This is a genomic window from Rhodovulum iodosum (assembly GCF_041020385.1).
Classification (GTDB): domain Bacteria; phylum Pseudomonadota; class Alphaproteobacteria; order Rhodobacterales; family Rhodobacteraceae; genus Rhodovulum; species Rhodovulum iodosum.
In genome coordinates this window covers 171,429-195,155 of record NZ_JBEHHI010000001.1, presented here as the reverse complement: position 1 = coordinate 195,155, position 23,727 = coordinate 171,429, and the positions used below count along the sequence as shown (strand labels likewise).

General features: G+C 66.8%; 22 protein-coding genes and 1 pseudogene. 14 read left to right on the top strand and 9 right to left on the bottom strand.

Annotated features, from left to right (window positions below; translation table 11 throughout):
• The first annotated feature begins 23 nt into the window (after positions 1–23).
• The 8 genes from Ga0609869_RS00905 to Ga0609869_RS00870 all read left to right on the top strand — a co-directional run bounded on the left by Ga0609869_RS00905 (position 24) and on the right by Ga0609869_RS00870 (position 8,509).
• Entirely contained in the window at positions 24–1,274 is a 1,251-nt protein-coding gene (locus Ga0609869_RS00905; protein ID WP_125404276.1) for a Zn-dependent hydrolase, read from the top strand.
• Positions 1,275–1,368: 94 nt separating this feature from the next.
• Positions 1,369–2,823, top strand: a complete 1,455-nt coding sequence (gene hydA / locus Ga0609869_RS00900; protein ID WP_125404275.1) for a dihydropyrimidinase — start codon at positions 1,369–1,371, stop codon at positions 2,821–2,823.
• A 13-nt stretch (positions 2,824–2,836) separates the two neighbouring features.
• A complete protein-coding gene (locus Ga0609869_RS00895) occupies positions 2,837–3,619 on the top strand; it encodes an ABC transporter ATP-binding protein (protein WP_245972189.1) in 783 nt (260 codons plus the stop codon).
• Between the two features lie 26 nt (positions 3,620–3,645).
• Positions 3,646–4,521 (top strand): ABC transporter permease, encoded by an 876-nt coding sequence (locus Ga0609869_RS00890; protein WP_125404273.1) that lies wholly within the window; start codon positions 3,646–3,648, stop codon positions 4,519–4,521.
• Positions 4,522–4,645: 124 nt separating this feature from the next.
• The gene (locus tag Ga0609869_RS00885; protein ID WP_125404272.1) at positions 4,646–5,491 is read left to right on the top strand and encodes an ABC transporter permease; all 846 of its coding nucleotides are present in this window, start codon (positions 4,646–4,648) and stop codon (positions 5,489–5,491) included.
• A gap of 43 nt (positions 5,492–5,534) precedes the next feature.
• Entirely contained in the window at positions 5,535–6,521 is a 987-nt protein-coding gene (locus tag Ga0609869_RS00880) for an ABC transporter substrate-binding protein (RefSeq protein WP_125404271.1), read from the top strand.
• Positions 6,522–6,750: 229 nt separating this feature from the next.
• Entirely contained in the window at positions 6,751–8,274 is a 1,524-nt protein-coding gene (locus tag Ga0609869_RS00875; protein ID WP_125404270.1) for an AMP-binding protein, read from the top strand.
• 82 nt (positions 8,275–8,356) lie between these two features.
• The gene (locus Ga0609869_RS00870; RefSeq protein ID WP_170168788.1) at positions 8,357–8,509 is read left to right on the top strand and encodes a hypothetical protein; all 153 of its coding nucleotides are present in this window, start codon (positions 8,357–8,359) and stop codon (positions 8,507–8,509) included.
• Between the two features lie 43 nt (positions 8,510–8,552).
• Here Ga0609869_RS00870 and acs read toward each other — a convergent pair whose 3' ends face one another.
• From acs to Ga0609869_RS00840, 6 genes are all read right to left on the bottom strand, one after another.
• The gene (gene acs, locus Ga0609869_RS00865) at positions 8,553–10,502 is read right to left on the bottom strand and encodes an acetate--CoA ligase (RefSeq protein ID WP_125404269.1); all 1,950 of its coding nucleotides are present in this window, start codon (positions 10,500–10,502) and stop codon (positions 8,553–8,555) included.
• A 68-nt stretch (positions 10,503–10,570) separates the two neighbouring features.
• Positions 10,571–11,326 carry an ABC transporter ATP-binding protein gene (locus tag Ga0609869_RS00860; protein WP_125404268.1) on the bottom strand — a complete coding sequence of 252 codons (756 nt, stop codon included), beginning with the start codon at positions 11,324–11,326 and terminating at the stop codon, positions 10,571–10,573.
• A gap of 12 nt (positions 11,327–11,338) precedes the next feature.
• Positions 11,339–12,097, bottom strand: a complete 759-nt coding sequence (locus tag Ga0609869_RS00855; RefSeq protein WP_125404267.1) for an ABC transporter ATP-binding protein — start codon at positions 12,095–12,097, stop codon at positions 11,339–11,341.
• Positions 12,098–12,110: 13 nt separating this feature from the next.
• Entirely contained in the window at positions 12,111–13,322 is a 1,212-nt protein-coding gene (locus Ga0609869_RS00850; RefSeq protein WP_125404266.1) for a branched-chain amino acid ABC transporter permease, read from the bottom strand.
• Between the two features lie 4 nt (positions 13,323–13,326).
• Complete coding sequence (locus tag Ga0609869_RS00845) at positions 13,327–14,358, bottom strand: branched-chain amino acid ABC transporter permease (RefSeq protein WP_125404265.1); 1,032 nt, start codon at positions 14,356–14,358, stop codon at positions 13,327–13,329.
• 103 nt (positions 14,359–14,461) lie between these two features.
• A complete protein-coding gene (locus Ga0609869_RS00840) occupies positions 14,462–15,811 on the bottom strand; it encodes a substrate-binding protein (protein ID WP_125404264.1) in 1,350 nt (449 codons plus the stop codon).
• Positions 15,812–16,036: 225 nt separating this feature from the next.
• Here Ga0609869_RS00840 and Ga0609869_RS00835 point away from each other — a divergent pair, with 225 nt between their 5' ends.
• From Ga0609869_RS00835 to Ga0609869_RS00810, 6 genes are all read left to right on the top strand, one after another.
• Positions 16,037–17,347: an XRE family transcriptional regulator gene (locus Ga0609869_RS00835; protein ID WP_125404463.1), complete on the top strand. Its 1,311-nt coding sequence runs from the start codon at positions 16,037–16,039 to the stop codon at positions 17,345–17,347.
• A gap of 70 nt (positions 17,348–17,417) precedes the next feature.
• Positions 17,418–17,786 (top strand): response regulator transcription factor, encoded by a 369-nt coding sequence (locus Ga0609869_RS00830; RefSeq protein ID WP_125404263.1) that lies wholly within the window; start codon positions 17,418–17,420, stop codon positions 17,784–17,786.
• 23 nt (positions 17,787–17,809) lie between these two features.
• Positions 17,810–18,067, top strand: a complete 258-nt coding sequence (locus Ga0609869_RS00825) for a hypothetical protein (RefSeq protein ID WP_245972188.1) — start codon at positions 17,810–17,812, stop codon at positions 18,065–18,067.
• Complete coding sequence (locus tag Ga0609869_RS00820; protein ID WP_125404261.1) at positions 18,064–20,757, top strand: ATP-binding protein; 2,694 nt, start codon at positions 18,064–18,066, stop codon at positions 20,755–20,757. Before Ga0609869_RS00825 ends, Ga0609869_RS00820 begins: the two co-directional genes overlap by 4 nt.
• Positions 20,758–20,830: 73 nt before the next feature.
• Positions 20,831–21,697: a FliM/FliN family flagellar motor C-terminal domain-containing protein gene (locus Ga0609869_RS00815; protein WP_125404260.1), complete on the top strand. Its 867-nt coding sequence runs from the start codon at positions 20,831–20,833 to the stop codon at positions 21,695–21,697.
• A 160-nt stretch (positions 21,698–21,857) separates the two neighbouring features.
• Complete coding sequence (locus tag Ga0609869_RS00810) at positions 21,858–22,286, top strand: GFA family protein (RefSeq protein ID WP_125404259.1); 429 nt, start codon at positions 21,858–21,860, stop codon at positions 22,284–22,286.
• Positions 22,287–22,311: 25 nt separating this feature from the next.
• Here the strand turns inward: Ga0609869_RS00810 and Ga0609869_RS00805 are convergent, their stop codons facing one another.
• The 3 genes and pseudogenes from Ga0609869_RS00805 to Ga0609869_RS18340 all read right to left on the bottom strand — a co-directional run bounded on the left by Ga0609869_RS00805 (position 22,312) and on the right by Ga0609869_RS18340 (position 23,622).
• Positions 22,312–22,758, bottom strand: a complete 447-nt coding sequence (locus tag Ga0609869_RS00805; protein WP_125404258.1) for a protein tyrosine phosphatase family protein — start codon at positions 22,756–22,758, stop codon at positions 22,312–22,314.
• An 8-nt stretch (positions 22,759–22,766) separates the two neighbouring features.
• Entirely contained in the window at positions 22,767–23,195 is a 429-nt protein-coding gene (locus Ga0609869_RS00800; RefSeq protein WP_125404257.1) for a DUF6691 family protein, read from the bottom strand.
• Positions 23,195–23,622, bottom strand: a pseudogene (locus tag Ga0609869_RS18340) (YeeE/YedE family protein). The gene Ga0609869_RS00800 and the pseudogene Ga0609869_RS18340 overlap by 1 nt, the downstream one beginning before the upstream one ends.
• Positions 23,623–23,727 lie beyond the last annotated feature (105 nt).

The following is a 23,727-nucleotide window of genomic DNA, read 5'->3' as shown; positions in this document are numbered from 1 at the left end:
ACAGATAACCAAAGGAGAAGGCCATGCCCGCCCCAGGAGAAAACCTGAAGATCAATGGCGAGCGGCTGTGGGACAGCCTGATGGAGATGGCCAAGATCGGCCCGGGCATCGCAGGCGGCAACAACCGCCAGACCCTGACCGACGACGACGCCACAGGCCGCGCGCTGTTCCAGAAATGGTGCGAAGACGCGGGATGCACCATGGGCCTGGACGAGATGGGCACCATGTTCGCCCGGCGCGAGGGCACCGACCCCGACGCCCTGCCGGTCTATGTCGGCAGCCATCTCGACACCCAGCCCACGGGGGGCAAGTATGACGGGGTGCTGGGCGTGCTCGGCGGGCTGGAAATCGTGCGCAGCCTCAACGACCTCGGGATCAAGACCAAACACCCCATCGTGGTCACCAACTGGACCAACGAGGAGGGCACGCGCTTTGCCCCCGCGATGCTGGCCTCGGGCGTTTTCGCGGGCAAGCACGCGCTCGACTGGGCCTATGACCGCGAGGATGCCGAGGGAAAGCGCTTTGGCGACGAGCTGGAGCGCATCGGCTGGAAGGGCGACGAGAAGGTCGGCGACCGCAAGATGCACGCCTTTTTCGAGCTGCATATCGAACAGGGCCCGATCCTGGAGGTCGAGGGCAAGGATATCGGCGTCGTCACGCACGGCCAGGGCCTGCGCTGGGTCGAATGCACGGTCACGGGCAAGGAAAGCCACACGGGCTCGACCCCGATGCACATGCGCAAGAACGCGGGCCGCGGGCTGGCGCTCATCACCGAGCTCGTCCACGAGATCGCGATGAAGAACCAGCCCAATGCGGTGGGCGCCATCGGCCATATCGACGTCTACCCCAACTCGCGCAACATCATCCCCGGCAAGACGGTCTTCACCGTCGACATGCGCACCCACCTCCTGGACAAGCTGAACGGCATGGTGGACGAGTTCATGGCGCGCGCGCCGAAGCTGTGCGAAGGCATCGGCGTCACGTTCGAAAGCCAGATCGTCGGCCAGTTCGACCCGCCGGCCTTCGACAAGGACTGCGTCAAGGCGATCCGCGACGCGGCCGAGCGGTTGGGCTATTCCCACATGGATATCGTCTCGGGCGCCGGGCACGACGCCTGCTGGATCAACGACGTGGCGCCCACGGCCATGGTGATGTGCCCCTGCGTGGACGGCCTCAGCCACAACGAGGCCGAGGAAATCTCACCGGAATGGGCCAACGCCGGGGCGAACGTGCTGTTCCACGCGGTGGTGGAAACGGCGGAGATCGTGGAGTGACGAAGGCCGGGGGGCCAGCCCCCCGGACCCCCCGGGATATTTTTGGCCAGAAGAAGATGAGGGGCCGGTGCAGAGCCCCGCAGGGAGCGTAAACATGACCACAGTGATCAAGAACGGCACAATCGTCACCGCCGATCTGACCTACAAGGCCGATGTCGCCATCGACGGCGGCAAGATCGTCGAGATCGGACCCGACCTGAAGGGTGACGAAACCCTGGACGCCACCGGCTGCTACGTGATGCCCGGGGGCATCGACCCGCATACCCACCTGGAGATGCCCTTCATGGGCACCTATTCCAGCGACGATTTCGAGAGCGGCACGCGCGCGGCGCTCTCGGGCGGCACCACGATGGTGGTCGATTTCGCGCTGCCCGCGCCGGGGCAGGGGCTGCTCGACGCGCTGCAGATGTGGGACAACAAGTCGACCCGCGCCCATTGCGACTATTCTTTCCACATGGCGATCACCTGGTGGGAGGAGCAGGTGTTCAACGAGATGGAAACGGTCGTGCGCGACCGCGGCATCACCACGTTCAAGCATTTCATGGCCTACAAGGGCGCGCTGATGGTCAACGACGACGAGATGTACGCGTCGTTCAAGCGCTGTGCCGAGCTGGGGGCGATTCCGCTGGTCCATGCCGAGAATGGCGATGTGGTGGCCGAGCTTCAGCGCAAGCTGATGGAAGAGGGCAATACCGGCCCCGAGGCGCATGCCTATTCGCGGCCCCCCGAGGTCGAGGGCGAGGCCACCAACCGCGCGATCATGATCGCCGACATGGCCGGCGTGCCGCTTTACGTGGTGCATACCTCTTGCGAGGAGAGCCACGAGGCGATCCGCCGGGCGCGGATGCTGGGCAAGCGGGTCTGGGGCGAGCCGCTGATCCAGCACCTGACGCTGGACGAAAGTGAATATTTCGACAAGGACTGGGACCACGCGGCGCGCCGCGTGATGTCGCCGCCCTTCCGCAACCAGCGCCACCAGGACAGCCTCTGGGCGGGGCTTCAATCGGGCTCGCTCTCGGTCGTGGCCACCGACCATTGCGCGTTCACCACCGACCAGAAGCGCTATGGCGTGGGCGATTTCACCAAGATCCCCAACGGCACCGGGGGGCTGGAGGACCGGCTGCCGATGCTGTGGACCTATGGGGTGGGCACCGGGCGGCTGACACCCAACGAGTTCGTCGCCGTCACCTCGACCAACATCGCAAAGATCCTGAACTGCTATCCGAAAAAGGGTGCGGTGCTGGTCGGTGCCGATGCCGACCTGGTGGTCTGGGACCCCGAGAAGGAAAAGACCATCGCGGCCGCCAACCAGCAATCGGCCATCGATTACAACGTCTTCGAGGGCAAGCACGTCAAGGGCCTGCCGCGGTTCACGCTGACGCGCGGGCGCGTGGCCGTGCATGACGGCGAGGTGCGCGGCGAGGAAGGCCACGGCCAGTTCGTCAAGCGCGACCCGAACGGTGCGGTCAACCGGGCGCTGTCGAGCTGGAAGGAACTGACCGCGCCGCGCCCGGTGGAGCGGACGGGCATCCCGGCGAGCGGCGTGTGAGGCTGCGCGCATCGTGAAAACCCCTGTCATCAAGGCGGATCACCTCGACCTGGTGTTCGAGACGAATGACGGCCCCGTCCACGCGCTGAGCGACGTGTCGCTGGAAGTGGTGCGCGGGGATTTCGTCAGCTTCATCGGCCCGTCGGGCTGCGGCAAGACCACCTTCCTGCGCTGCGTGGCGGCGCTGGAGCACCCCACGGGCGGCAGCCTGACCGTGAACGGGATGACGCCCGACAACGCCCGGCAGGAGCGCGCCTATGGCTACGTCTTCCAGGCCGCGGGGCTTTATCCGTGGCGGACCATCGCAGGCAATATCCGGCTGCCGCTCGAGATCATGGGGTTCGCCCGGGCCGAGCAGGCGAAGCGGGTCGAGAAGGTGCTGGAGCTGGTCGATCTCGCCGGGTTCGGCAAGAAGTACCCGTGGCAGCTGTCGGGCGGGATGCAGCAGCGGGCCTCGATCGCGCGTGCGCTGGCCTTCGACGCCGACATATTGTTGATGGACGAGCCCTTCGGCGCGCTGGACGAGATCGTGCGCGACCACCTGAACGAGCAGTTGCTGGAGCTGTGGGCGCGAACCAAAAAGACCTGTCTCTTCGTCACCCATTCGATCCCCGAGGCGGTGTATCTCTCGACCCGGATCGTGGTGATGTCGCCGCGGCCGGGCCGCATCGCGGACGTGATCGAAAGCCCGCTGCCGAAGGAACGCCCGCTCGATATCCGCGACACGCCGGAGTTTCTGGAGGTCGCTCACCGGGTGCGCGAGGGGCTGAGGGCGGGGCATGCCTATGAGGAGTGACCGCGACACCCGGAAAGGGGCGGGCGATGCGTAGCGTCCTGCCCATCCTGACCGTCGTGATGGTCATCGTGGCGCTCTGGTATGCCGGTGCCGTGGCGATGAACAAGCGCTGGACGCTGGACCAGGCGGCGCGCGCGGACCAGGAGCTGACCGTCGCCGAGATCGTTGCCGACACGCTGCAGCAGGAGCGGCCCAAGCTGCCCGCGCCGCACCAGGTGGGCGCCGAGCTGTGGAAGACCACGGGCGCGATGGTGCTGAAGGGGCGCGCCTTTTCCAAGCGCAGCCTGATCTATCATGGCTGGATAACGCTCTCGGCGACATTGATGGGCTTTGCCATCGGCGCGGGGCTGGGCATCCTGCTGGCGGTGGGGATCGTGCATAACCGGGCGATGGACATGAGCGTGATGCCCTGGGCCATCGCCAGCCAGACCATCCCGATCCTGGCGATCGCGCCGATGATCATCGTGGTGCTGAACTCGGTGGGGGTGACGGGGCTGTTGCCCAAGGCGGTCATCTCGGCCTATCTCAGCTTCTTTCCCGTCGTGGTGGGCATGGTCAAGGGCCTCCGAAGCCCCGACGCGATGCAGCTGGACCTGCTCAAGACCTATTCGGCCAGCCCCGGCCAGACTTTCCGCAAGCTGCGCTGGCCCTCGGCGACGCCGTATCTGTTTACCTCGCTCAAGATCGCCATGGCGGCCAGCCTGGTGGGCGCCATCGTCGGCGAGTTGCCCACCGGCGCGGTGCGGGGCCTGGGCGCGCGGCTGCTGGCGGGCAGCTATTACGGCCAGACGGTGCAGATCTGGAGTGCGCTTTTCGGCGCGGCGATCCTGGCGGCGCTGCTGGTGGGGCTGATCGGGATCGCACAGCGGCTGACGCTCAAGCGGATGGGGTTGGCGCGGTGAGCGCGGCGGTTGGGATAGGTGGCGTGCTGGCGGGTGCGTGCCCGCCGCGCTTGGCGCTGGCACCGAAGGCGCGCCCGATTGCGGCCGCTGGGGTAGTTTTCAGTCGGCACAATGGGGGGGCGGCATGATCTGGCTGGTCGGTGCACTTCTCTTCTGGGCAGCGGCGTGGATGCTGAACGTCTGGATCGCGCGGCAGCCCTGGCGGCAGAGCATGGCGGCGCGGCTGGCGGTGCCGGCGATTTTCGGGCTGACCGTGCTGGTGGTCTGGGAGGGGCTGGTGCGCGGGCTGTCGGTGCCCGGCGTGATCCTGCCGCCGCCGACGGCCATCGGTGCGCGCATCGCGGCGAGCGTGCCGATACTCTGGACCGATTTCGTGCAGACCTTCCTGAAGGGCGCGCTGACGGGGTATGTTATCGGCTGCGCCGCGGGGGTGGCGACGGCCATCGCGGTGGACCGCTCGCCCTTCCTGCAGCGGGGGCTGTTGCCGGTGGGCAATTTCGTGGCGGCGCTGCCGATCATCGGCACCGCGCCGATCCTGGTGATGTGGTTCGGCTTCGACTGGCAGTCGAAGGCGGCCGTGGTGGTGGCGATGGTGTTCTTTCCCATGCTGGTGAACACCGTGCAGGGGCTGGCCGCGGCGGGCGCGATGCAGAAGGACCTGATGAAGACCTATTCCGCCAGCTACGTCCAGACCTTGATGAAGCTGCGCCTGCCCGCGGCGATGCCGTTCATTTTCAACGGGCTGAAAATCTCGACGACGCTGGCCCTGATCGGGGCTATCGTTGCCGAATTCTTCGGCAGCCCGATCAAGGGCATGGGGTTTCGCATCTCGACCGAGGTCGGGCGGCTTGCGCTCGACATGGTCTGGGCGGAAATTGCCGTAGCGGCGCTGGCGGGCTCGGCCTTTTACGGGCTGGTCGCCGTCATCGAGCGGGGGGTCACCTTCTGGCACCCCTCGCAGCGGGGCTGAGGCGCCAGAAAGAAAACGACTGATGACAACAAGGAGGTACACCATGAAAGCCAAATTCATCACCACGCTGGCCGCGGTTTCGCTGGGGGCGGGTGCGGCGCAGGCCGCCGACGATCTGACCCTGCAGCTCAAGTGGGTCACCCAGGCCCAGTTCGCGGGCTATTACGTGGCGCTCGAACAGGGGTTCTACGAGGAAGAGGACCTCGACGTCACGATCAAGCCCGGCGGGCCCGACATCGCCCCCACCCAGGTGATCGCCGGCGGCGGTGCCGACGTGACGGTGGAATGGATGCCCGCCGCGCTGGCCGCGCGGGAAAAGGGCCTGCCGCTTGTCAACATCGCCCAGCCCTTCAAGAGCTCGGGCATGATGCTGACCTGCCTGAAAGAGACCGGCATCACCGGCCCCGATGACTTTCCCGGCCGCACGCTGGGTGTCTGGTTCTTCGGAAACGAGTACCCGTTCCTGAGCTGGATGAGCCAGCTGGGCATTCCGACCGACGGCTCGGACGGGGGTGTGACCGTGCTCAAGCAGGGGTTCAACGTCGACCCGCTCTTGCAAAAGCAGGCCGACTGCATCTCGACCATGACCTACAACGAGTATTGGCAGGTGATCGACGCCGGCATCTCGGCCGACGAGCTGATCACCTTCAAATACGAGGATCAGGGCGTGGCGACGCTGGAAGACGGGCTTTATGTGCTGGAGGAAAAGCTCAACGACCCGACCGAGGTGGACAAGCTGGTGCGTTTCGTCCGGGCCTCGATGAAGGGCTGGAAATGGGCCGAGGAAAACCCCGAGGACGCGGCGATGATCGTGCTCGAGTATGACGAGACCGGCGCGCAGACCGAAAAGCACCAGATCCGCATGATGGGCGAGGTGGCCAAGCTGACCGCCGGCTCGAACGGGGCGCTGGACCCGGCCGATTACGAGCGCACTGTCGACTCGCTGCTGTCGGGCGGCTCGGATCCGGTGATCACCAAGGCGCCCGAGGGCGCGTGGACCCACGCGATCACCGACGAGGCGCTGCAGTAAACGCCCCGCATCGCGGACAGGCCGCCCCGCGGGAGACCCGCGGGGCGGTTTTCTTATTGCAGGTATCGGTGCAGAGAGCCGGGTGCGCACCGGGCCATAGCCTGTGGGCAGCGGCACGTCTGGGCGAAGGGCGGTGCGGCCCTATTCCCGTACGCCCCGCTTGATCCGCTCACGCGCGAGTGCTTTCTTTCCGCATCGACGGGCCGCAGACCCTACGGGAGGACAGAGGATGAACCTGGCGCTTTGGCTGGCGCGCACGGCGTCCATTCGCGGTGCTGCGCCCGCGCTTTTTCACGGCACCGATTGCGCGGCCGATTACGCCGCCTTCGATGCCGCCGCCGCGCGGCTGGGCGGGGCGCTGACGGCGCGGGGCGTGGCGCCGGGCGACCGGGTGGCGATCTTCATGGCCAACGTGCCCGATTACCTGATCGTGCAATACGGCGCCTGGTATGCCGGGGCCGCGGTGGTGCCGATCAACGCCAAGCTTCACGGGCGCGAGGCGGCCTGGATCGTCGAAAACGCCGGTGCCGGGCTGGCCTTCGCCACGCCCGGCCATGCCGCGGCGCTGCGCGAGGCCGGCGCCCAATGCGAGATCGTCGAGGTGCCGTCGGGTGCCTATGCCGCCCTGCAACAGGCCGCCCCGCTCGCCGCGCCGCACCCGCGCGGCCCCGAAGACCTGGCCTGGCTCTTCTACACCTCGGGCACCACCGGCAAGCCCAAGGGCGTGGTGATGACCCACCGCATGCTGATGGCAATGTCGCTGAGCTATTTCGCCGATGCCGACGAGGTGCGCCAGGACGATGCCGCGCTTTACGCCGCGCCGCTCAGCCACGGGGCGGGGCTTTATAACATGATGCATGTGCTGAAGGGGGCGCGGCATGTCTTTCCGCCCTCGGGCGGCTTCGACCCGGCCGAGATCTTCAGCCTGGCGCGGCATCACGGCAGCATCCACATGTTTGCCGCGCCGACCATGGTCAAGCGAATGACGCGCCACGCGAAAGAGACCGGCGAGACCGGCGAGGGGCTGAGGACCGTCGTCTATGCCGGCGGGCCGATGTACCTGGCCGACATCATCGAGGCGGTCGACCATTTCGGGCCGGTCTTCGTGCAGATCTACGGGCAGGGCGAATGCCCGATGTCGATCACCGCGCTGTCGCGCCATGACGTGGCCGACCGCGGCCACCCGCGTTGGCGCGACCGCCTGTCCTCGGTGGGGCGGGCGCAATCCGTGGTGGAGGTCAGGATCGGCGATGCCGAGGGCCGCCCGTTGCCGGCGGGAGAGGCCGGCGAGATCATGGTGCGGGGCGAGTCTGTGATGCCGGGCTACTGGCAGGCTCCGGCGGCGACGGCCAAGACGCTGGTGAACGGCTGGCTGATGACGGGCGACATGGGCCATATGGATGCCGACGGCTATGTCACCTTGGTCGACCGCTCGAAAGACATGATCATCTCGGGCGGGTCCAACGTCTATCCCCGCGAGGTGGAGGAGGTGCTGCTGAGCCACCCCGACGTGGAAGAGGCCGCCGTGGTGGGCCGGCCCCACCCGGACTGGGGCGAAGAGGTGGTGGCCTTCGTCGTGCCGCGCGCGGGCAGGGGGCTGGACCCCACGGCGCTGGACGCGCTGTGCCTGGACAGCATCGCCCGGTTCAAACGGCCTAAGGCCTACCTGGCCATCGCTGAACTGCCGAAGAACAATTACGGCAAGGTGTTGAAAACCGACTTGCGCGCCCAGCTGGCCGAAGGCCGGGATTGATCCCGATCAAGTCGGGCACAACCTGAACGGCATAGTTTCGTTTTGCGAGCGCGGGTGTGCCCGCCGCAAAGGGAGACCGAAGATGCGCAAATTCAGGCATTGGGGTTTGGCCCCGCTGGTGCTGGCGGCCTTCGTCGCGGCCTGTGCCGACGAGATCGAGGAAGAGATCGGCGAATGCGAGCCCGGCCTTGGCGATATCAGCCAATGCGCCGACGTCACGCCGCCCGCGATCTGAGGCGGAAACGGGCGGCCCGCCGGGGCCGCCCGCAGATCGGCCGTCAGGCCTTGTTCATGCGGTTGTCGATCAGGTCGTCGACCACCGAGGGGTCGGCGAGCGTCGAGGTGTCGCCCAGGCTGCCGTAATCGTTCTCGGCGATCTTGCGCAGGATACGGCGCATGATCTTGCCCGAGCGCGTCTTGGGCAGGCCCGGCGCCCACTGGATCAGGTCGGGCTTGGCGATCGGGCCGATCTCGGTGCGGACCCACTTTTCCAGCTCCTTCTTCAGCTCGGCGGTGGGTTCGACGTCGTTCATCAGCGTGACATAGGCGTAGATGCCCTGGCCCTTGATCTCGTGCGGGTAGCCGACCACGGCGGCCTCGGCCACGGCGGCATGCGCGACCAGCGCGCTTTCCACCTCGGCGGTGCCCATCCGGTGGCCCGAGACGTTGATCACGTCGTCGACCCGGCCTGTGACCCAGTAATAGCCGTCCTTGTCGCGGCGGCAGCCGTCGCCGGAGAAGTAGTAGCCCTTGTACTGCGAGAAATAGGTGTCCTGGAAGCGGTCGTGGTCGCCCCAGACGGTGCGCATCTGGCCCGGCCAGCTGTCTTTCAGGCACAGCACGCCCTCGGCCTCGGTCTCGGTGATCTCCTTGCCGCTTTCGGGCTCGAGGATGACCGGCTGCACGCCGAAGAACGGCTTGGTGGCCGAGCCGGGCTTGGCCGGGGTCGCGCCGGGCAGGGGGGTGATCAGGTGGCCGCCGGTCTCGGTCTGCCACCAGGTGTCGACGATGGGGCATTTGCCCTTGCCGACGTGGTCGTTGTACCAGTTCCACGCCTCGGGGTTGATCGGCTCGCCCACGGTGCCGAGCACCTTGAGGCTGGAGAGGTCGTACTTGTCCACCCATTCCGGGCCCTGGCCCATCAGCGCGCGGATCGCGGTCGGCGCGGTGTAGAACTGGTTGACCTTCAGATCCTGGCAGACCTGCCAGAAGCGGCCCGCATCGGGGTAGGTCGGCACGCCCTCGAACATCACCGTGGTCGCCCCGTTGGCGAGCGGCCCGTAGACGATGTAGCTATGGCCGGTGACCCAGCCCACATCGGCGGTGCACCAGAAGATGTCGCCCTCGTGATAGTCGAAGGTGTATTCCATCGTCATCGCGGCAAAGACGAGGTAACCGCCCGAGGAATGCACCACGCCCTTGGGCTTGCCGGTGCTTCCGCTGGTGTAAAGGATGAAGAGCGGATGCTCGGCGGCCAGTTCGCGCGGCGGGCAGTCGGGGCTGGCATGCTCCATCAGCGCCAGCACGTCCACGTCGCGCCCGTCGATCCAGGTGGTCTGGTCGCCGGTGTGTTTCACCACCATGCAGCGCACCTTGTCGGAACAGTGCAGCAGCGCGGCGTCGGTGTTCGACTTGAGGTTGGTCTTGCGCCCGCCGCGCGGCGCGGTGTCGGCGGTGATCACGACCTTGGCGCCGCAATCGTTGATGCGGTTGGCCAGACCGTCCGAGGAGAAGCCCGCGAAGACGATCGAATGGATCGCGCCGATCCGCGCGCAGGCCAGCATCGCATAGGCCGCCTCGGGGATCATCGGCAGGTAGAGCACCACCCGGTCGCCGCGCATCACGCCCTGGCTTAGCAGGACGTTGGCCATGCGATTGACCTTTTCGTGCAGCTCTCGATAGGTGATGTGCTTGACCGGGTCGCCCGGCTCGTCGGGGACGAAGATGATCGCGGTCTGGTCGCCGCGCTTGGCCAGGTGCCGGTCGATGCAGTTGGCCGCCACGTTGAGGGTGCCGTCGCGGAACCAGTGGATCTCGACCTCGCCCATCTTGAAGTTGGTGTTCTTGACTTCGGTGTAGGGCTTGATCCAGTCGATCCGACGCCCATGCTCGCGCCAGAAGCCTTCCGGGTCTTCGATCGAGGCCTTGTACATGTCCTCGTACTTTGCCGCGTCGATATGGGCGGCCTTTGCGAAGTCGTCGCTCGGCGGGTAAATCTGGTCAGTCATCTCCGTGATCCCTTTGACTGGGTGGACCTATTCGTGAAAACGCCCCGCCGGGGCGGGGCGTGCCCGGCTCAGATGGCCAGGTACTCGGCGCGCAAGGCTTCGTCTTTCAAAACCTCCGAAGCGGTGCCGTCATAGACGATCTGCCCCGTGTCGAGGATCACCGCTCGGTCGGCGAGTTCGAGCGCGCGAATGGCGTTCTGTTCGACGATGATGGTCGTGATGCCTTGTTCCTTGATGTGCACGAGCGTCTTTTCGATCTCGTCCACGATCACCGGGGCCAGCCCCTCGTAGGGCTCGTCCAGCAGCAGCACCTTGATGTCGCGGGCGAGTGCGCGCGCGATGGCCAGCATCTGCTGCTCGCCGCCCGACAGTGTCACGCCCTCTTGCTTGCGCCGCTCGCCCAGGCGCGGGAAGAGGGTGTAAAGGCGCTCGATCGTCCAGCCCACGGGCTCCACGATCTGCGCCAGCTGCAGGTTCTCCTCGACCGTCAGGCCGGGGATGATGCGCCGGTCCTCGGGCACCAGCGACATGCCGGCGACGCTGGCCTCGTGCGAGCTCATCGTGTGCAGGTGCTGGTGGTCGAGCCAGATCTCGCCATGGGTGACGCTGGGGCTGCCCAGCCGCGCGATGGCGCGCAGCGTGGATGTCTTGCCGGCGCCGTTGCGGCCCAGAAGCGCGAGGATCTCGCCCTCGTGTACGTTGAAGCTGACGCCCTGCACGATGTAGCTCTCGCCGTAATAGGCGTGCAGGTCGTAGACCGACAAGAAGGCCGGCGCGGTTGCCGCCTGGTTGGCGTTCTTGTTGAAGTCGGGTTTGACGTTCATGTCCGCTCCTCCTTAACCGTGGGATTGGCCGAGATAGGCTTCCTGCACCTTGGGATGCCCCTTGATCTTCTCCGGCACGTCCTCGACCAGCGGTGTTCCCTGGGCCAGCACGGTGATGCGGTCGGCGAGGCTGAACACGACGTGCATGTCGTGCTCGATGATGGCCATGGTAATGGCGCGTTTCTTGTTGATCTCCTTCAAGAGGGCGATCGTGTTGTTGGTGTCGGCGCGCGCCATGCCGGCGGTCGGCTCGTCGAGCAGCAACAGCTTGGGCTCCTGCACCAGGCACATTGCCATTTCGAGACGCCGCTTGTCGCCGCGCGACAGCGACGCGGCGTGCATGTCCTTTTTGTCGGCCATGCTCACGTCGTCCAGCATGTGCATGGCCTTGTCCACCATGTCCTTCTCGGCGGCCACGGTTTCGAATGCATGCATCCGGAACGACCCGTCGCGCTTGGCAAAGCAGGGGATCAGCACGTTCTCCAGCACCGTCAGATCGCCGAAGATCTCGGGCGTCTGGAACACGCGGGAAATGCCCATCTGGTTGATCTCGTGCGGCTTGCGCCCCAGCACCGACTGGCCGTCGAACATGACCGACCCGGTGTCGGGGATCAGCTTGCCCACCAAACAGTTCAGCAGGGTCGACTTGCCCGCACCGTTCGGCCCGATGATCGCATGGACCGTGTTCTCGACGACCGAGAGGTTCACATCGCCTAGTGCCTGAAGCCCGCCGAAGCGCTTGTTGACGCCTTTGACTTCGAGAATACCCATCTCTCAGCCCTCCTTATTCGGCCACGTGCGGCGCGGGTTTCGGGTGATGCTCGTGGTCCGGTCCGCCGGGCTTGGTCGCCTTCTTGCGGCGGAACAGACGGCTGATGCGCTGCATCCCCTCGACAAGGCCGCCAGGCAGGAAGATGACCACCATCATGAACAGGATGCCGAGCGTCAGGTGCCAGCCCTTGCCCACGAAGGGATGGACCAGCGCGACCAGGAAGTCTTCCATCCCGTCGGGCATGAACGCGAACCAGCTATGCAGGACGTTGTCGTTGATCTTCGAGAAGATGTTCTCGAAATACTTGATGAAGCCTGCGCCCAGAACCGGGCCCATCAGCGTGCCGGCCCCGCCGAGGATCGTCATCAGAACGACCTCGCCCGACGCGGTCCACTGCATCCGCTCGGCCCCGGCCAATGGGTCCATCGCCGCCAGCAGGCCGCCGGCAAGCCCGGCATACATGCCCGAGATCACGAACGCCGCCAGAGTGTAGGGGCGCGGGTTCAGGCCGGTGTAGTTGAGCCGGGTCTGGTTGGTCTTGATCGCACGCAGCATCATGCCGAAGGGCGAGCGGAAGATCCGCATCGAGAGGTAGAAGGCGAGGATCGCGATGATGGCGCAGAAGTAATAGCCGTTGTTGAAGGTGAACACCCAGCCGCCCACGGCGAACTCGCTCGACTCGCGCATCACGATGCCGAACAGGTGCGGGCTGGTCGGTGCGTTGGCGCCCGCCAGCATCTGCGGGTCGTTGCTGTAGACCTGCAGGCCGGTTTCGCCGTTGGTGATCGGCGTCAGCACCGAGTAGGCCAGGTTGTAGGACATCTGCGCGAAGGCCAGCGTGAGGATCGAGAAGTAGATCCCCGACCGGCGCAGCGAGATGAAGCCGATCAGCAGCGCGAAGAGCCCCGAGATGATGATCGACAGGATCAGCCCCGGCAGGATGTTGTAGCTGAGAAGCTTGTACATCCAGACCACCGTGTAGGACCCGACCCCCAGGAAGGCCGCGTGGCCGAACGAGAGATAGCCGGTCAGCCCGAACAGGATGTTGAAGCCGATCGCGAAGATGCCGAAGATGGCGAATTTCTGCATCAGGTCCGGGTAGCCCGCGTTGAACTGCGCCATCGCCGAGTTTTCCGGGAAGGGTTGCAGCAAGATCGGCGTCGCCAGCGTCAGGAACATGACGATCAGGAGGAACCGGGTGTCTTTTGCGCTCAGTCCAAACATAGGATTAGTCCTCCATCACGCCCTTGCGGCCCATCAGGCCACGGGGACGCGTCAGCAAGATAAGGATGGCGATGAGGTAGATGATCACCTGGTCGATGCCGGGGATCACGCTCTTGATCTCATTCATCGAGGCAAAGCTCTGCAGGATGCCCAGCAGGAAACCCGCCAGCACGGCGCCGGGCAGCGAGCCCATGCCGCCGACCACGACCACCACGAAGCTGAGCACGAGGAATTCCATGCCCATGTGATAGTTTGGCGACAGGATCGGCGTGTACATCACGCCCGCCAGGCCCGCCACGGCGGCGGCCAGCCCGAACATGATGGTAAAGCGGCGGTCGATGTTGATGCCCAGCAGGCCCACGGTTTCCCGGTCGGCCATGCCCGCGCGCACCACCATGCCGAAAGTGGTGAATTGCAGGAAGGCGAAGACCCCGCCGATGATGAGCGCGGCGAAGAGGAAATAGACCATCCGCCAGTAGGGGTAGATGATGACGTTCGGGTCAAAGCCCAGCAGCACGCCGAAGTCGAACGAGCCGGCAAACGCCTCGGGCGATGCGGACTGGATCGGGTTGGCGCCGAAGAAATACTTGATGATCTCCTGCAGCACGATGGCCAGGCCGAAGGTCACGAGGATCTGGTCGGCATGGGGGCGCTTGTAGAAGTGCTTGATCAGACCGCGCTCCATTGCGAAGCCGAGCGCGATCATCACCGGGATCGCCAGAAAGATCGCCAGCGGCACCGACCAGTCGATGATCGCGGCGCCGATCTCGGGGCCGAACCATTTTTCCACATAGGGCATCTGCACCACCAGCGGGTTGCCCAGGAAGTCGGTCTTGGAGGGGTCGACCTGATCGAATGACAGGCCCAGCAGCCGCTGCATGACCACGGCGCAGAACGCCCCGATCATGAACAGCGCGCCATGCGCGAAGTTGACGACACCGAGGGTGCCGAAGATCAGCGTAAGTCCCAGCGCGATCAGCGCATAGGCAGAGCCCTTGTCGAGCCCGTTCAGGATTTGCAGAAGAATGGCTTCCATTTTCCCACCCGATTTTTTTGAGGGGTCCGACGGCTTGGCGTGCCCGGGAACGCGCCGGTCGCGCCGTGCAGGCGCGACCGGCAATGGTTTTCAGCTCAACGGCTTAGGCGCCGTTGTTGCACTCGCCGAGAGAGGCCTCGCCGCCGCCAAACATCTCGTGGTCCGGGGCGTACTCGACCTGGGCGCGCGGGGTGACTTCGACCACTTCGAGGATGTCGAACTCGGTCGAGGGGTTGTCCTTGCCCTTCATGACCAGCACGTCCTTGAAGCACTGGTGGTCGTCGGCGCGGTAGAGCGTCGGACCGTTGCCCATGCCGTCGAACTCGAAGCCTTCCAGGGCTTCGGCCACGGCGCAGGGGGCGAACGAACCCGCACGGGTCACCGCGTCGGCATAGAGCAGGGTCTGCACGTAGCAGGTGTGCGCCGAGTTCGACGGCGGACGGCCGTACTTCTCGCCGAACGACTTGACGAAGGCCTTGGTGCCCGCGTCCTGCAACTGCCAGTTCCAGTTCATCGAGCCGTAGACGCCCTTGATGTTCTCGCCGGCACCTTCGGCCATCAGCTCGGAGTAGAGCGGCACGACGATCTCGAAGTTCTTGCCGTTCACCTGCTTGTCGCGCAGGCCGAACTGAACCGCCTGGGTGATCGAGTTGATCATGTCGCCGCCGTAGTGGTTCAGGATCAGCACGTCGGCGCCCGACTGCAGGACCGGCGTGATGTAGGACGAGAAGTCGCCGGCGCCGACCGGGGTCTTGACCTTGTTGACGGTTTCCCAGCCCAGCGCCTCGGTCGAGGCCTGGATCGACGCCTCCTGGGTGTAGCCCCAGGTGTAGTCGGCGGTCAGGTGGTAGGCGCGGCGGTCGGTGCCGTAGGCTTTCTCAAGCACCGGGCCCAGCGCGGCGCCGGACATGTAGGCGTTAAAGAAGTGACGGAAGCCGTTGGCCTTGCGGTCCTTGCCGGTGGTGTCGTTCGAGTGGGTCAGGCCGGCCATGAAGATGATGCCCGCCTCCTGGCAGAGGCCCTGCACCGCGATGGCAACGCCCGAGGACGAGCCGCCGTTGATCATGACCACGCCGTCCTTCTCGATCATCGACTTGGCGCTGGCGCGCGCGGCGTCCGACTTGGTCTGGGTGTCGCCGGTCACGAACTCGACCTTCTTGCCCATGATGCCGGTGCCGTCCAGCACCTTGGAGCTGAAGGTGTTCAGCATGCCGCCGTCGCCCATGCCGTTGATGTGCTCGACGGCCAGTTCCTGGGCGCGAAGCTCGTCGAGGCCTTCGTCGGCGTAGGGGCCGGTCTGCGGAACGTTGAAGCCCAGCGTCACGGTGCTGCCGGTGGGCTCGTTGGTGAACGCCGAAGCGGCCGACGTGAAGATCGTCGGCAGCGCGAGGCCGGCACCGGTCACGGCCCCGGTCTTGATCACGCCGCGGCGCGTCAGTTTCGAAATGGTCATGAACATCCTCCCAAGATGCTTGAATGTCGGCCCGCTGCGTCCTCTCGCGCGGGCCAGGTGCCTTTACAAAGCGCCGCCATTATCGCGGGAGAGGCGAAAATTTGGCAACAACTGCTTTGACTATAACGATTTTTTTGTAAATATTTACACAATCTGACCGGCGGTCTTGTAAACAACTTATCTCGCCGATGCAGAAAGTGCTTGGAAAAGAAGGGAGATTTCGCTTTGCCGCGCAGTGCGCTTACCGGCACGCGGATACGCGAGAGGCGGGCCTTTCTGGGGCTGCGCCAGGCCGAACTTGCCCGCCGGGTGGGTATTTCGCCCTCCTATCTCAACCTCATCGAACATAACCGCCGCAGAATCGGCGGCAAGCTGCTGGTCGAGATCGCGCGCGAGCTGGAGGTCGAGGCGAGCCAGCTCACCCAGGGCGCCGGCGCGGCGCTGATCGAGACGCTCCGGCTGGCCGCCGCCGACCACCAGGCCGCCGCCGAAGAGCTCGACCGGGTCGAGGAGTTCGCCGGCCGTTTTCCGGGCTGGGCGCAGCTGCTGGCCGACGGCCAGCGGCGCATCTCGGACATGGAGCGCACCGTCGAGATGCTGACCGACCGGATGACCCACGACCCGTTCCTGTCGGCGTCGCTGCACGAGGTCCTCTCGACCGTGACGGCGATCCGGTCGACGGCCGCGATTCTGGCCGAGACCGACGATATCGACCCCGACTGGCAGCGCCGGTTCCACCGCAATATCGGCGACGACAGCCAGCGGCTGGCCGAAGGGGCACAGGCGTTGGTGGCCTATCTCGACGACAGCAGCGACGATGCCCAGATCCGCAGTTCGCCGCAGGAAGAGGTCGAGGCCTGGCTCAGGGCGCAGGACTATCACGTCGCCGCGCTGGAACGCGGCCTGCCGCCGTCGCTGGACAGCATCATCGCCGCGGCCCCCGACCTGACCTCGGCGCCCGCGCGCGACATCGCGCGGGCCTACCTCACCCGCTACCGCCAGGATGCCGAGCACATGCCGCTGGCCGCCTTTGCCGAGGAGGTGCGCGCGGTGGGGGCCGAACCGGGGCATCTGGCGCGCCGCTTCGGGGTCGATGCCGCGGCGGTCTTTCGCCGGCTCGCGGCGCTGCCCTCGGACATGGCGCCGGGGCCGGTGGGGCTGGCCGTCTGCGACGGCTCGGGGACGCTGACATTCCGCAAGCCGGTCGAGGGGTTCGCGCTGCCGCGCTTCGGCGCGGCCTGTCCGCTCTGGCCGCTCTACCAGGCGCTGTCGCGGCCTATGGCGCCGCTGCGCGCCGTGGTCGAAACCGCCGGGCGCGTCTCGCAGCGCTTCGTCACCTATGCGCTGTGCCAGCCGTCGGGCGCGGCTGGGTTCGACGGCCCGCCGGTGCTGGAGGCCGCGATGCTGATCCTGCCGGACGACCCCGATGCGGCCCCCGGCGTGCCGGTGCAGCCGGTGGGCACCTCCTGCCGCATCTGCCCCCGGCGCGACTGCATCGCGCGGCGCGAACCCTCGATCCTGTCCGATGGTTTTTGACAGTGCTGGGGATTGCGACGATAGTCGTGTAAACAAGCGCGAAAAGGCGCATCGACCCGGGGGGAGACGGATGGGCAAGCATGTCCTTCTGATTGAGGATGAGCCGAATATCATCGAGGCGATCCGCTTTATCCTGGCCCGCGACGGCTGGCGCGTGGACACCCATTCCGACGGTCGCACCGCGCTGCAGGCCGTGCAGGCGCGCGCGCCCGACGTCGTGATCCTCGACGTCATGCTGCCGGGCCGATCGGGCTTTGACATTCTAAAGGATATCAGGGCCTTGCCCGGTCTTTCGGGGCTGCCCGTGCTGATGCTGACCGCCAAGGGACAGAGCAAGGACCGCGAAATGGCCGAGCGGCTGGGGGCCAGCCGCTTCATGACCAAACCGTTCTCGAATACCGAGGTGCTGGCCTCGGTGCGCGAGCTTGTCGAGCCGTGAGGGGGCCGCGCGCTCCACTCTTTTTGGCCCGTCAGGGCTATCGCCGGCGGCGCCTGGTCGACATGGCGCTGCTGCTGCCGCTCCTGGGCGTGGTGTTGTTCCAGCTGCCGCTGCTGGCCGGTGGCGCCGAAACCGGGCCACGAGCGTCCACGATCGCCTATCTGTTTGCCGCCTGGGCGCTCTTGATCGTCATGTCGGCGCTGCTGGCCCGGCGCCTGTGCCAGGCAGGCGACCCCTACGAAGAGGAGGCCGGCACCGGACCCGGTGACGGCGCGCCATGATCGCTTTCAACCTGCTGGTCGCGATCTGCCTCGTCTACGTGGTGTTTCTGTTTCTTGTCGCCTTCTGGGCCGAACGCCGGGCGATGGCGGGGCAGGGCGGCTGGCTGCGGTCGCCGCTGGTCTACACGCTGTCGCTGTCGGTCTACTGCACCGCCTGGACGTTTTACGGCGCGGTCGGCTACGCCGTGCGCTCGGGGCTGGAATTCGTCACGATCTACCTTGGCCCCACGCTGGTGCTGATCGGCTGGTGGTGGACGCTGAGAAAGCTGGTGCGCATCGGCAAGACCCAGCGCATCACCTCGATCGCCGACCTGATTTCGTCGCGCTACGGCAAGTCGAACGTGCTGGGGGTGATTGTCACGCTGATGGCGGTGGTGGGCACCACGCCGTACATCGCGCTGCAGCTTCAATCGGTGACGCTGTCCTTCGCGGTCTTCGCACCCAAGGACGTCGGGCAGTGGGCGATGGCCGACCTGAACGCCACCGCGCTGACCGTGGCCGCGGGGCTGGCCGTCTTTACGGTGCTCTTCGGCACCCGCAACCTCGACGCGAACGAGCGCCACCACGGCGTGGTCACCGCCATCGCCGTCGAGGCGGTGGTCAAACTGGTGGCGCTGCTGGCGGTCGGCGTCTTCGTCGTATGGGGGCTGGCGGGCGGGCCGGCGGACATGATGGCGCGGATCGAGGCATCGCCGATCACCGATACGCCGATCTCCACCGGACGCTGGATCGGGCTGACCTTTCTGTCGGCGGCGGCGATCCTGACCCTGCCGCGGATGTTCCAGGTGCTGGTCGTCGAAAACGCCGACGAGCGGCACCTGGCCACCGCGTCCTGGGCGTTTCCGCTGTATCTGCTGCTGATGAGCCTTTTCGTGGTGCCCATCGCCGTGGTGGGCCTGGCCGAGATGCCGGCGGGCACAAACCCCGACCTTTTCGTGCTGAGCCTGCCGTTGGCCCACAGCCGCGAGGGGTTGGCGACGCTGGCCTTTCTGGGCGGCTTTTCCTCGGCCACGTCGATGGTGATCGTGGCGGCCATCGCGCTGTCGACGATGGTGTCGAACCACATCGTGATGCCGCTCTTCCTGAGCTGGAAGACCCAGGGCGCGACCATGTCGGGCGACGTGCGCAAGCTGGTGCTGCGCGCGCGGCGGGTCTCGATCGCGGCCGTCCTGTTTCTGGGCTATCTCTATTTCCGTCTCTCCGGCGGGTCCGAGGCGCTGGCCGCGATCGGTCTGATCTCGTTCGCCGGCGTGGCGCAAGTGCTGCCGGCGCTGGTCGGCGGCATCTTCTGGCGCGGGGCGACGCGGCGCGGCGCGGTGGCGGGGCTGGTGACGGGCTTTGCCATCTGGGCCTACACGCTGTTTCTGCCCAGCTTCGGCGAAGGCGCGGTGATGGGCGCGCGGCTGATTGCAGAGGGGCCCTTTGGCCTGGGCTGGCTGCGTCCGCAGGCGCTGTTCGGCACCGGCGGGCTCGACCCGGTGGTGCATGCGGTGTTCTGGTCGATGGCGCTGAACGCGGGCGCCTTCATCGCCGTTTCGCTGTCGGGGTTCCCCTCGCCGATGGAGCGGTTGCAGGGCGCGCAATTCGTCAATGTGTTCGAGCATTCCAGCGCCGGGCGCGGCTGGAGCCAGGGCCGCGCCGAGGCCGAGGACCTGCTGTTGATGGCCCAGCGAATCCTCGGCGCCGAGCAGGCGCAGGGGCTGTTTCAGCGCACCGCCGCCGAGCAGGGCAAGCTGGGCTACCTGCCCGAGATCACGCCGGACTTCCTGCAGCGTCTGGAACGCGAACTGGCAGGCTCGGTCGGCGCGGCCACGGCCCATGCGATGGTGGGCCAGATCGTCGGGCGCTCGTCCGTCTCGGTCGAAGACCTGATGGCGGTGGCCGACGAGACCGCGCAGATGATGGAATATTCCAGCCAGCTCGAGGCCAAGTCCGAGGAACTGGCGCTCACCGCGCGGCAGCTGCGCGAGGCCAACGAAAAGCTGACCGAGCTTTCGATCCAGAAAGATGCCTTTCTGAGCCAGATCAGCCACGAGCTGCGCACGCCGATGACCTCGATCCGGTCGTTTTCCGAGATCCTGCTGGACGGCCAGGGGCTGGGCGACGAAGACCGGCGCCGCTATTGCCGGGTGATCCACGAAGAGGCGCTGCGGCTCACCCGTCTGCTGGACGACTTGCTGGACCTCAGCGTTCTGGAAAACGGCCAGGTGACGCTGAACCGGCAGGAGGGCGAACTGGCCGAGCTGATCGACCGGGCGGTGGCCGCGGCGGGGGTGACGGGGGCGCGTGCGCGCATCGCGATCCGCCGCGACCCCGCGCGCGAAAGGGTGAAGCTGGTCACCGATACCGACAGGCTGAGCCAGGTCTTCATCAACCTCATCGCCAACGCGCAGAAATACTGCGATGCCGAGGCCCCCGAGCTGCGCATCGAGGTGCAGGCCGGCGGCGGCAGCGTGGCGGTGGATTTCATCGACAACGGCAGCGGCATACCGCGCAAGAGCCAGAGCATCATCTTCGAGAAATTCGCGCGCCTCTCCGACCCGCGCTCGGCGGGTGGCGCGGGGCTGGGCCTGGCGATCTGCCGCGAGATCATGGCCAAGCTGGGCGGGTCGATCATCTACCTGCCCGGCGGCGGCGGCGCGGCCTTCCGGGTGACGCTGCCGCTCGCGCGCGCCGCCGAGGCCGCCTGAGCCGGGCCGCGTCAACGTTTTGACAACCCTCTGCCGGCTAGACCTCGGGAAACCGAAAACCAAGGGGCATGGCATGACGGGCGAGGCGCATCGCGCGCTGATCAGGCGAATGGCAGGCGGCGCGGGGCCGGTGCCGGGCGGCGACGCGCCGGCGCTGGCGCCTGCGCTGATCCGTGCCGCACAGGACGAGTTCGGCCTCGCGCTGCGTGTGACGGCGACCGAGACCATTGACCTGCCGATTGCCGATCTGGCCGAGGCGATCCCTTGCGAGGGGCTGATCCTGCGGCTGGCGGGCGCGGACGGCGTCACCGGCGCGGCGGCGTTTGACGGCGCCCTCGCCGCGGCGTTGCTGGAACAGCGGCTCACCGGGCAGCTTGGCGCCACGCCGCCCGCGCCGCGTCGGTTCACCCGGACCGACGCCGCGCTCCTGCACGACTTTGCGGCCCGCGCGTTGGCCGCCCTCGCATCCCCTGCACTGGCGCCGGCCGGCCGGATCGAGGCGGCGCGGCTGGTGCCGCTTGCCCTGACCGCACGGTGCTACCGGATGGATGTCTTCGACCTGTCGCTCGGCGGGGGGGCGCGCGAGGGGCGGTTTCGCCTTGCGCTGCCGCTGGCCGAAGCAGCCCCCGCGGCGGCGCGCGGCACTGCGCGCCCGGCCGCGGCGGCATGGGCGGCCGCGCTGCGGGCCAGCGTCGGCGCGGCGCATGCCCCCTGCAACGCGGTGATGGCGCGCGAGAGCATACCGCTTGGCCGGCTCCGCGCGCTGAAACCGGGCGACCTGCTGCCGCTGGCGGCGGACGCGCTGAACGGGGTGCGGCTGGAAGGGGCGGGCGGCGCGGTGCTGGCCACGGGGCGGCTGGGCCAGTCGCAGGGCCACCGCGCGGTGCGCATCGCCGCCGGCCCGCCCGGCGCGCCCCCCTTGCCCGCGCCGGGTGACTAGCCGCCGACGGGGGCGAGAGCGCCACTGGTTTTCGGAAATCCATAGCAAAAAAACCCGACCGAAGGTTTCTTTTTTCGGCCGCCTTATTGCTACGAGCTATCGTCCGCGCCGTGCTCTGCTCGGTCTCTCGATATCATTCGAATTGGCGGCAGGGCGGGCTATGGCTGATACGCATACGGGGCAGTGCTACTGCGGTGCCGTGGAAATAGAGGTGACGGGCGCGCCTGCGGGCATGGGCTATTGCCACTGCGAAAGCTGCCGCCATCATTCCGCCGGCCCGGTCAATGCCTTCACGCTTTGGGACCCGGGCGCGGTGCGTGTCACCAAGGGCGAAGAGCATATCCGGCAGTACAACAAGACCGTCAACAGCGACCGGAAATCGTGCGCGCTCTGCGGCGGCCACGTCATGGCAGGCCATCCCGGCCCCGGCCTTATCGACGTCTATGCCGCGGTGATCCCGAGCGCCGCATTCACGCCGGGCCTGCATGTCAACTATGCCGAGACCGTTCTGCCGATAAAGGATGGTTTGCCGACAATGGGGAACTTCCCGTCCGAGTTCGGCGGATCGGGCGAATTGGTGCCCGAATAGGTTCGGCGGCGGGCGCGGGCGCGTATCAGTCCGTCCCGGCCTCCTTCTGCCTGGCATAGGCGGTGAGCTGGTCCTCGATACCGGCAAAGCCAAAGCCGCCCTCGGCGAGGGCGGCGGCGATCGCCTCGGGTGTCATCGGCCCGACCATGGCAAAGGCCCACATCAGCGCCGATCGGGTGCCCGAGGTGCAATAGGCCAGGTGCGGCCCCGGCGTCTCGGCCAGGAGGCGCGCCTCTTGCGCGACCACCTCGCCGGTCAGCCCGAACGGCGGCATTTCCACCTTGTGAAAGCCCAGCCCGGCGGCGCGCGCGTGCTCTGCCAGCGCCTCGGCACGTAGCTCTATCGGGACCTCGTCTTCGGGGCGGTTGCACAGCACGGTGCGGATGCCTGCCTCGGCCAGCTCGGCCATGTCGGCGGGGCCGAGTTGCTCGGCGGTGGCGAAATCGGGGGTCAGCCAGCGATACTGGGCCATCGGCGCGCTCAGGCCGGCTCGGGCATCAGGCGGGCGCGCGGCGGCACGGCCGCCCACATGCCCGCCAGCATCGCCACCAGAAACAGCCAATGCCCCCACCCGCCATAGCTGAGCGAGGCCAGCGCCGGGCGCGGGCAGAGCCCCGCCAGCCCCCAGCCCATGCCGAAGAACATCGACCCAACAATCAGGTCGCGCCCCGGTTCGGGCAGGCGCGGGGCGGGAAACGCGCCGCCCGAAAGCGGGCGCCGGTCGCGGGCAACAGCCCAGGCGATCGCCATGGGGATGATCGCGCCGCCCATCACGAAGGCCAGCGTCGGGTCCCAGTCGCCGAACACGTCGAGCGAGCCCTGTACCTTGGCGGTGTCGGTCATGCCCGAGATGAACAGCCCGCCACCGAATAGCGCCCCGGCGACAAAGGCAGAAACGTTGCGGCGCATCAGATCACCCCCCAGACTTCACGAAACATCGCAACCGTAAGGCCGCCGGCGAGAATGTAAAACACCGTCGCACCGAAGCCCCTGAGCGACAGCCGCGAGATGCCGCAGACCCCGTGGCCCGAGGTGCACCCGTTGCCAAAGCGCATACCGTCCCCCACCAGCAGCCCGGCGGCGATGATGATCACGATGTTATGGGTGTTTGGGTGTCGACCGAGCGGTAGAGCGCGCAAAGCGGGCTCGGCGCCAGCACGCAGCCCGCGACAAAGGCGCCGCGTTGCCACAGCATGCGTATGCCCGACCCGTCGATCAGCCCGCCGAGGATGCCCGAGGCACCCATGATGCGCCCGTTCACCAGCAGGAAGACGGTGCCTGCCATGCCGATCAGGACGCCGCCGACAAAGCCCCGGACCCAATCGGTCTGAGTCATGTCCCAGAGCATGGTGGATTTGTCCCTTGTCCCAATTGGGGGCGGTTGCCGAAACGTCACCGGCCCGGATCCGGCCGGTGACCGAGCCGAGCTATGGGCCCGGTT

Bases quoted from the DNA above. Each gene is read 5' to 3' on its own strand.
- Ga0609869_RS00815 (WP_125404260.1), top strand. From the start codon at position 20,831: ATGACGGGCGAGGCGCATCGCGCGCTGATCAGGCGAATGGCAGGCGGC.
- Ga0609869_RS00805 (WP_125404258.1), bottom strand. From the start codon at position 22,758: ATGGCCCAGTATCGCTGGCTGACCCCCGATTTCGCCACCGCCGAGCAA.
- Ga0609869_RS00840 (WP_125404264.1), bottom strand. From the start codon at position 15,811: ATGACCATTTCGAAACTGACGCGCCGCGGCGTGATCAAGACCGGGGCC.
- Ga0609869_RS00845 (WP_125404265.1), bottom strand. From the start codon at position 14,358: ATGGAAGCCATTCTTCTGCAAATCCTGAACGGGCTCGACAAGGGCTCT.
- Ga0609869_RS00860 (WP_125404268.1), bottom strand. From the start codon at position 11,326: ATGAACGTCAAACCCGACTTCAACAAGAACGCCAACCAGGCGGCAACC.
- Ga0609869_RS00890 (WP_125404273.1), top strand. From the start codon at position 3,646: ATGCGTAGCGTCCTGCCCATCCTGACCGTCGTGATGGTCATCGTGGCG.
- hydA (WP_125404275.1), top strand. From the start codon at position 1,369: ATGACCACAGTGATCAAGAACGGCACAATCGTCACCGCCGATCTGACC.
- Ga0609869_RS00870 (WP_170168788.1), top strand. From the start codon at position 8,357: ATGCGCAAATTCAGGCATTGGGGTTTGGCCCCGCTGGTGCTGGCGGCC.
- Ga0609869_RS00800 (WP_125404257.1), bottom strand. From the start codon at position 23,195: ATGCGCCGCAACGTTTCTGCCTTTGTCGCCGGGGCGCTATTCGGTGGC.
- Ga0609869_RS00905 (WP_125404276.1), top strand. From the start codon at position 24: ATGCCCGCCCCAGGAGAAAACCTGAAGATCAATGGCGAGCGGCTGTGG.
- Ga0609869_RS00830 (WP_125404263.1), top strand. From the start codon at position 17,418: ATGGGCAAGCATGTCCTTCTGATTGAGGATGAGCCGAATATCATCGAG.
- Ga0609869_RS00885 (WP_125404272.1), top strand. From the start codon at position 4,646: ATGATCTGGCTGGTCGGTGCACTTCTCTTCTGGGCAGCGGCGTGGATG.
- Ga0609869_RS00855 (WP_125404267.1), bottom strand. From the start codon at position 12,097: ATGGGTATTCTCGAAGTCAAAGGCGTCAACAAGCGCTTCGGCGGGCTT.
- Ga0609869_RS00880 (WP_125404271.1), top strand. From the start codon at position 5,535: ATGAAAGCCAAATTCATCACCACGCTGGCCGCGGTTTCGCTGGGGGCG.
- Ga0609869_RS00810 (WP_125404259.1), top strand. From the start codon at position 21,858: ATGGCTGATACGCATACGGGGCAGTGCTACTGCGGTGCCGTGGAAATA.
- Ga0609869_RS00875 (WP_125404270.1), top strand. From the start codon at position 6,751: ATGAACCTGGCGCTTTGGCTGGCGCGCACGGCGTCCATTCGCGGTGCT.
- Ga0609869_RS00850 (WP_125404266.1), bottom strand. From the start codon at position 13,322: ATGTTTGGACTGAGCGCAAAAGACACCCGGTTCCTCCTGATCGTCATG.
- acs (WP_125404269.1), bottom strand. From the start codon at position 10,502: ATGACTGACCAGATTTACCCGCCGAGCGACGACTTCGCAAAGGCCGCC.
- Ga0609869_RS00820 (WP_125404261.1), top strand. From the start codon at position 18,064: ATGATCGCTTTCAACCTGCTGGTCGCGATCTGCCTCGTCTACGTGGTG.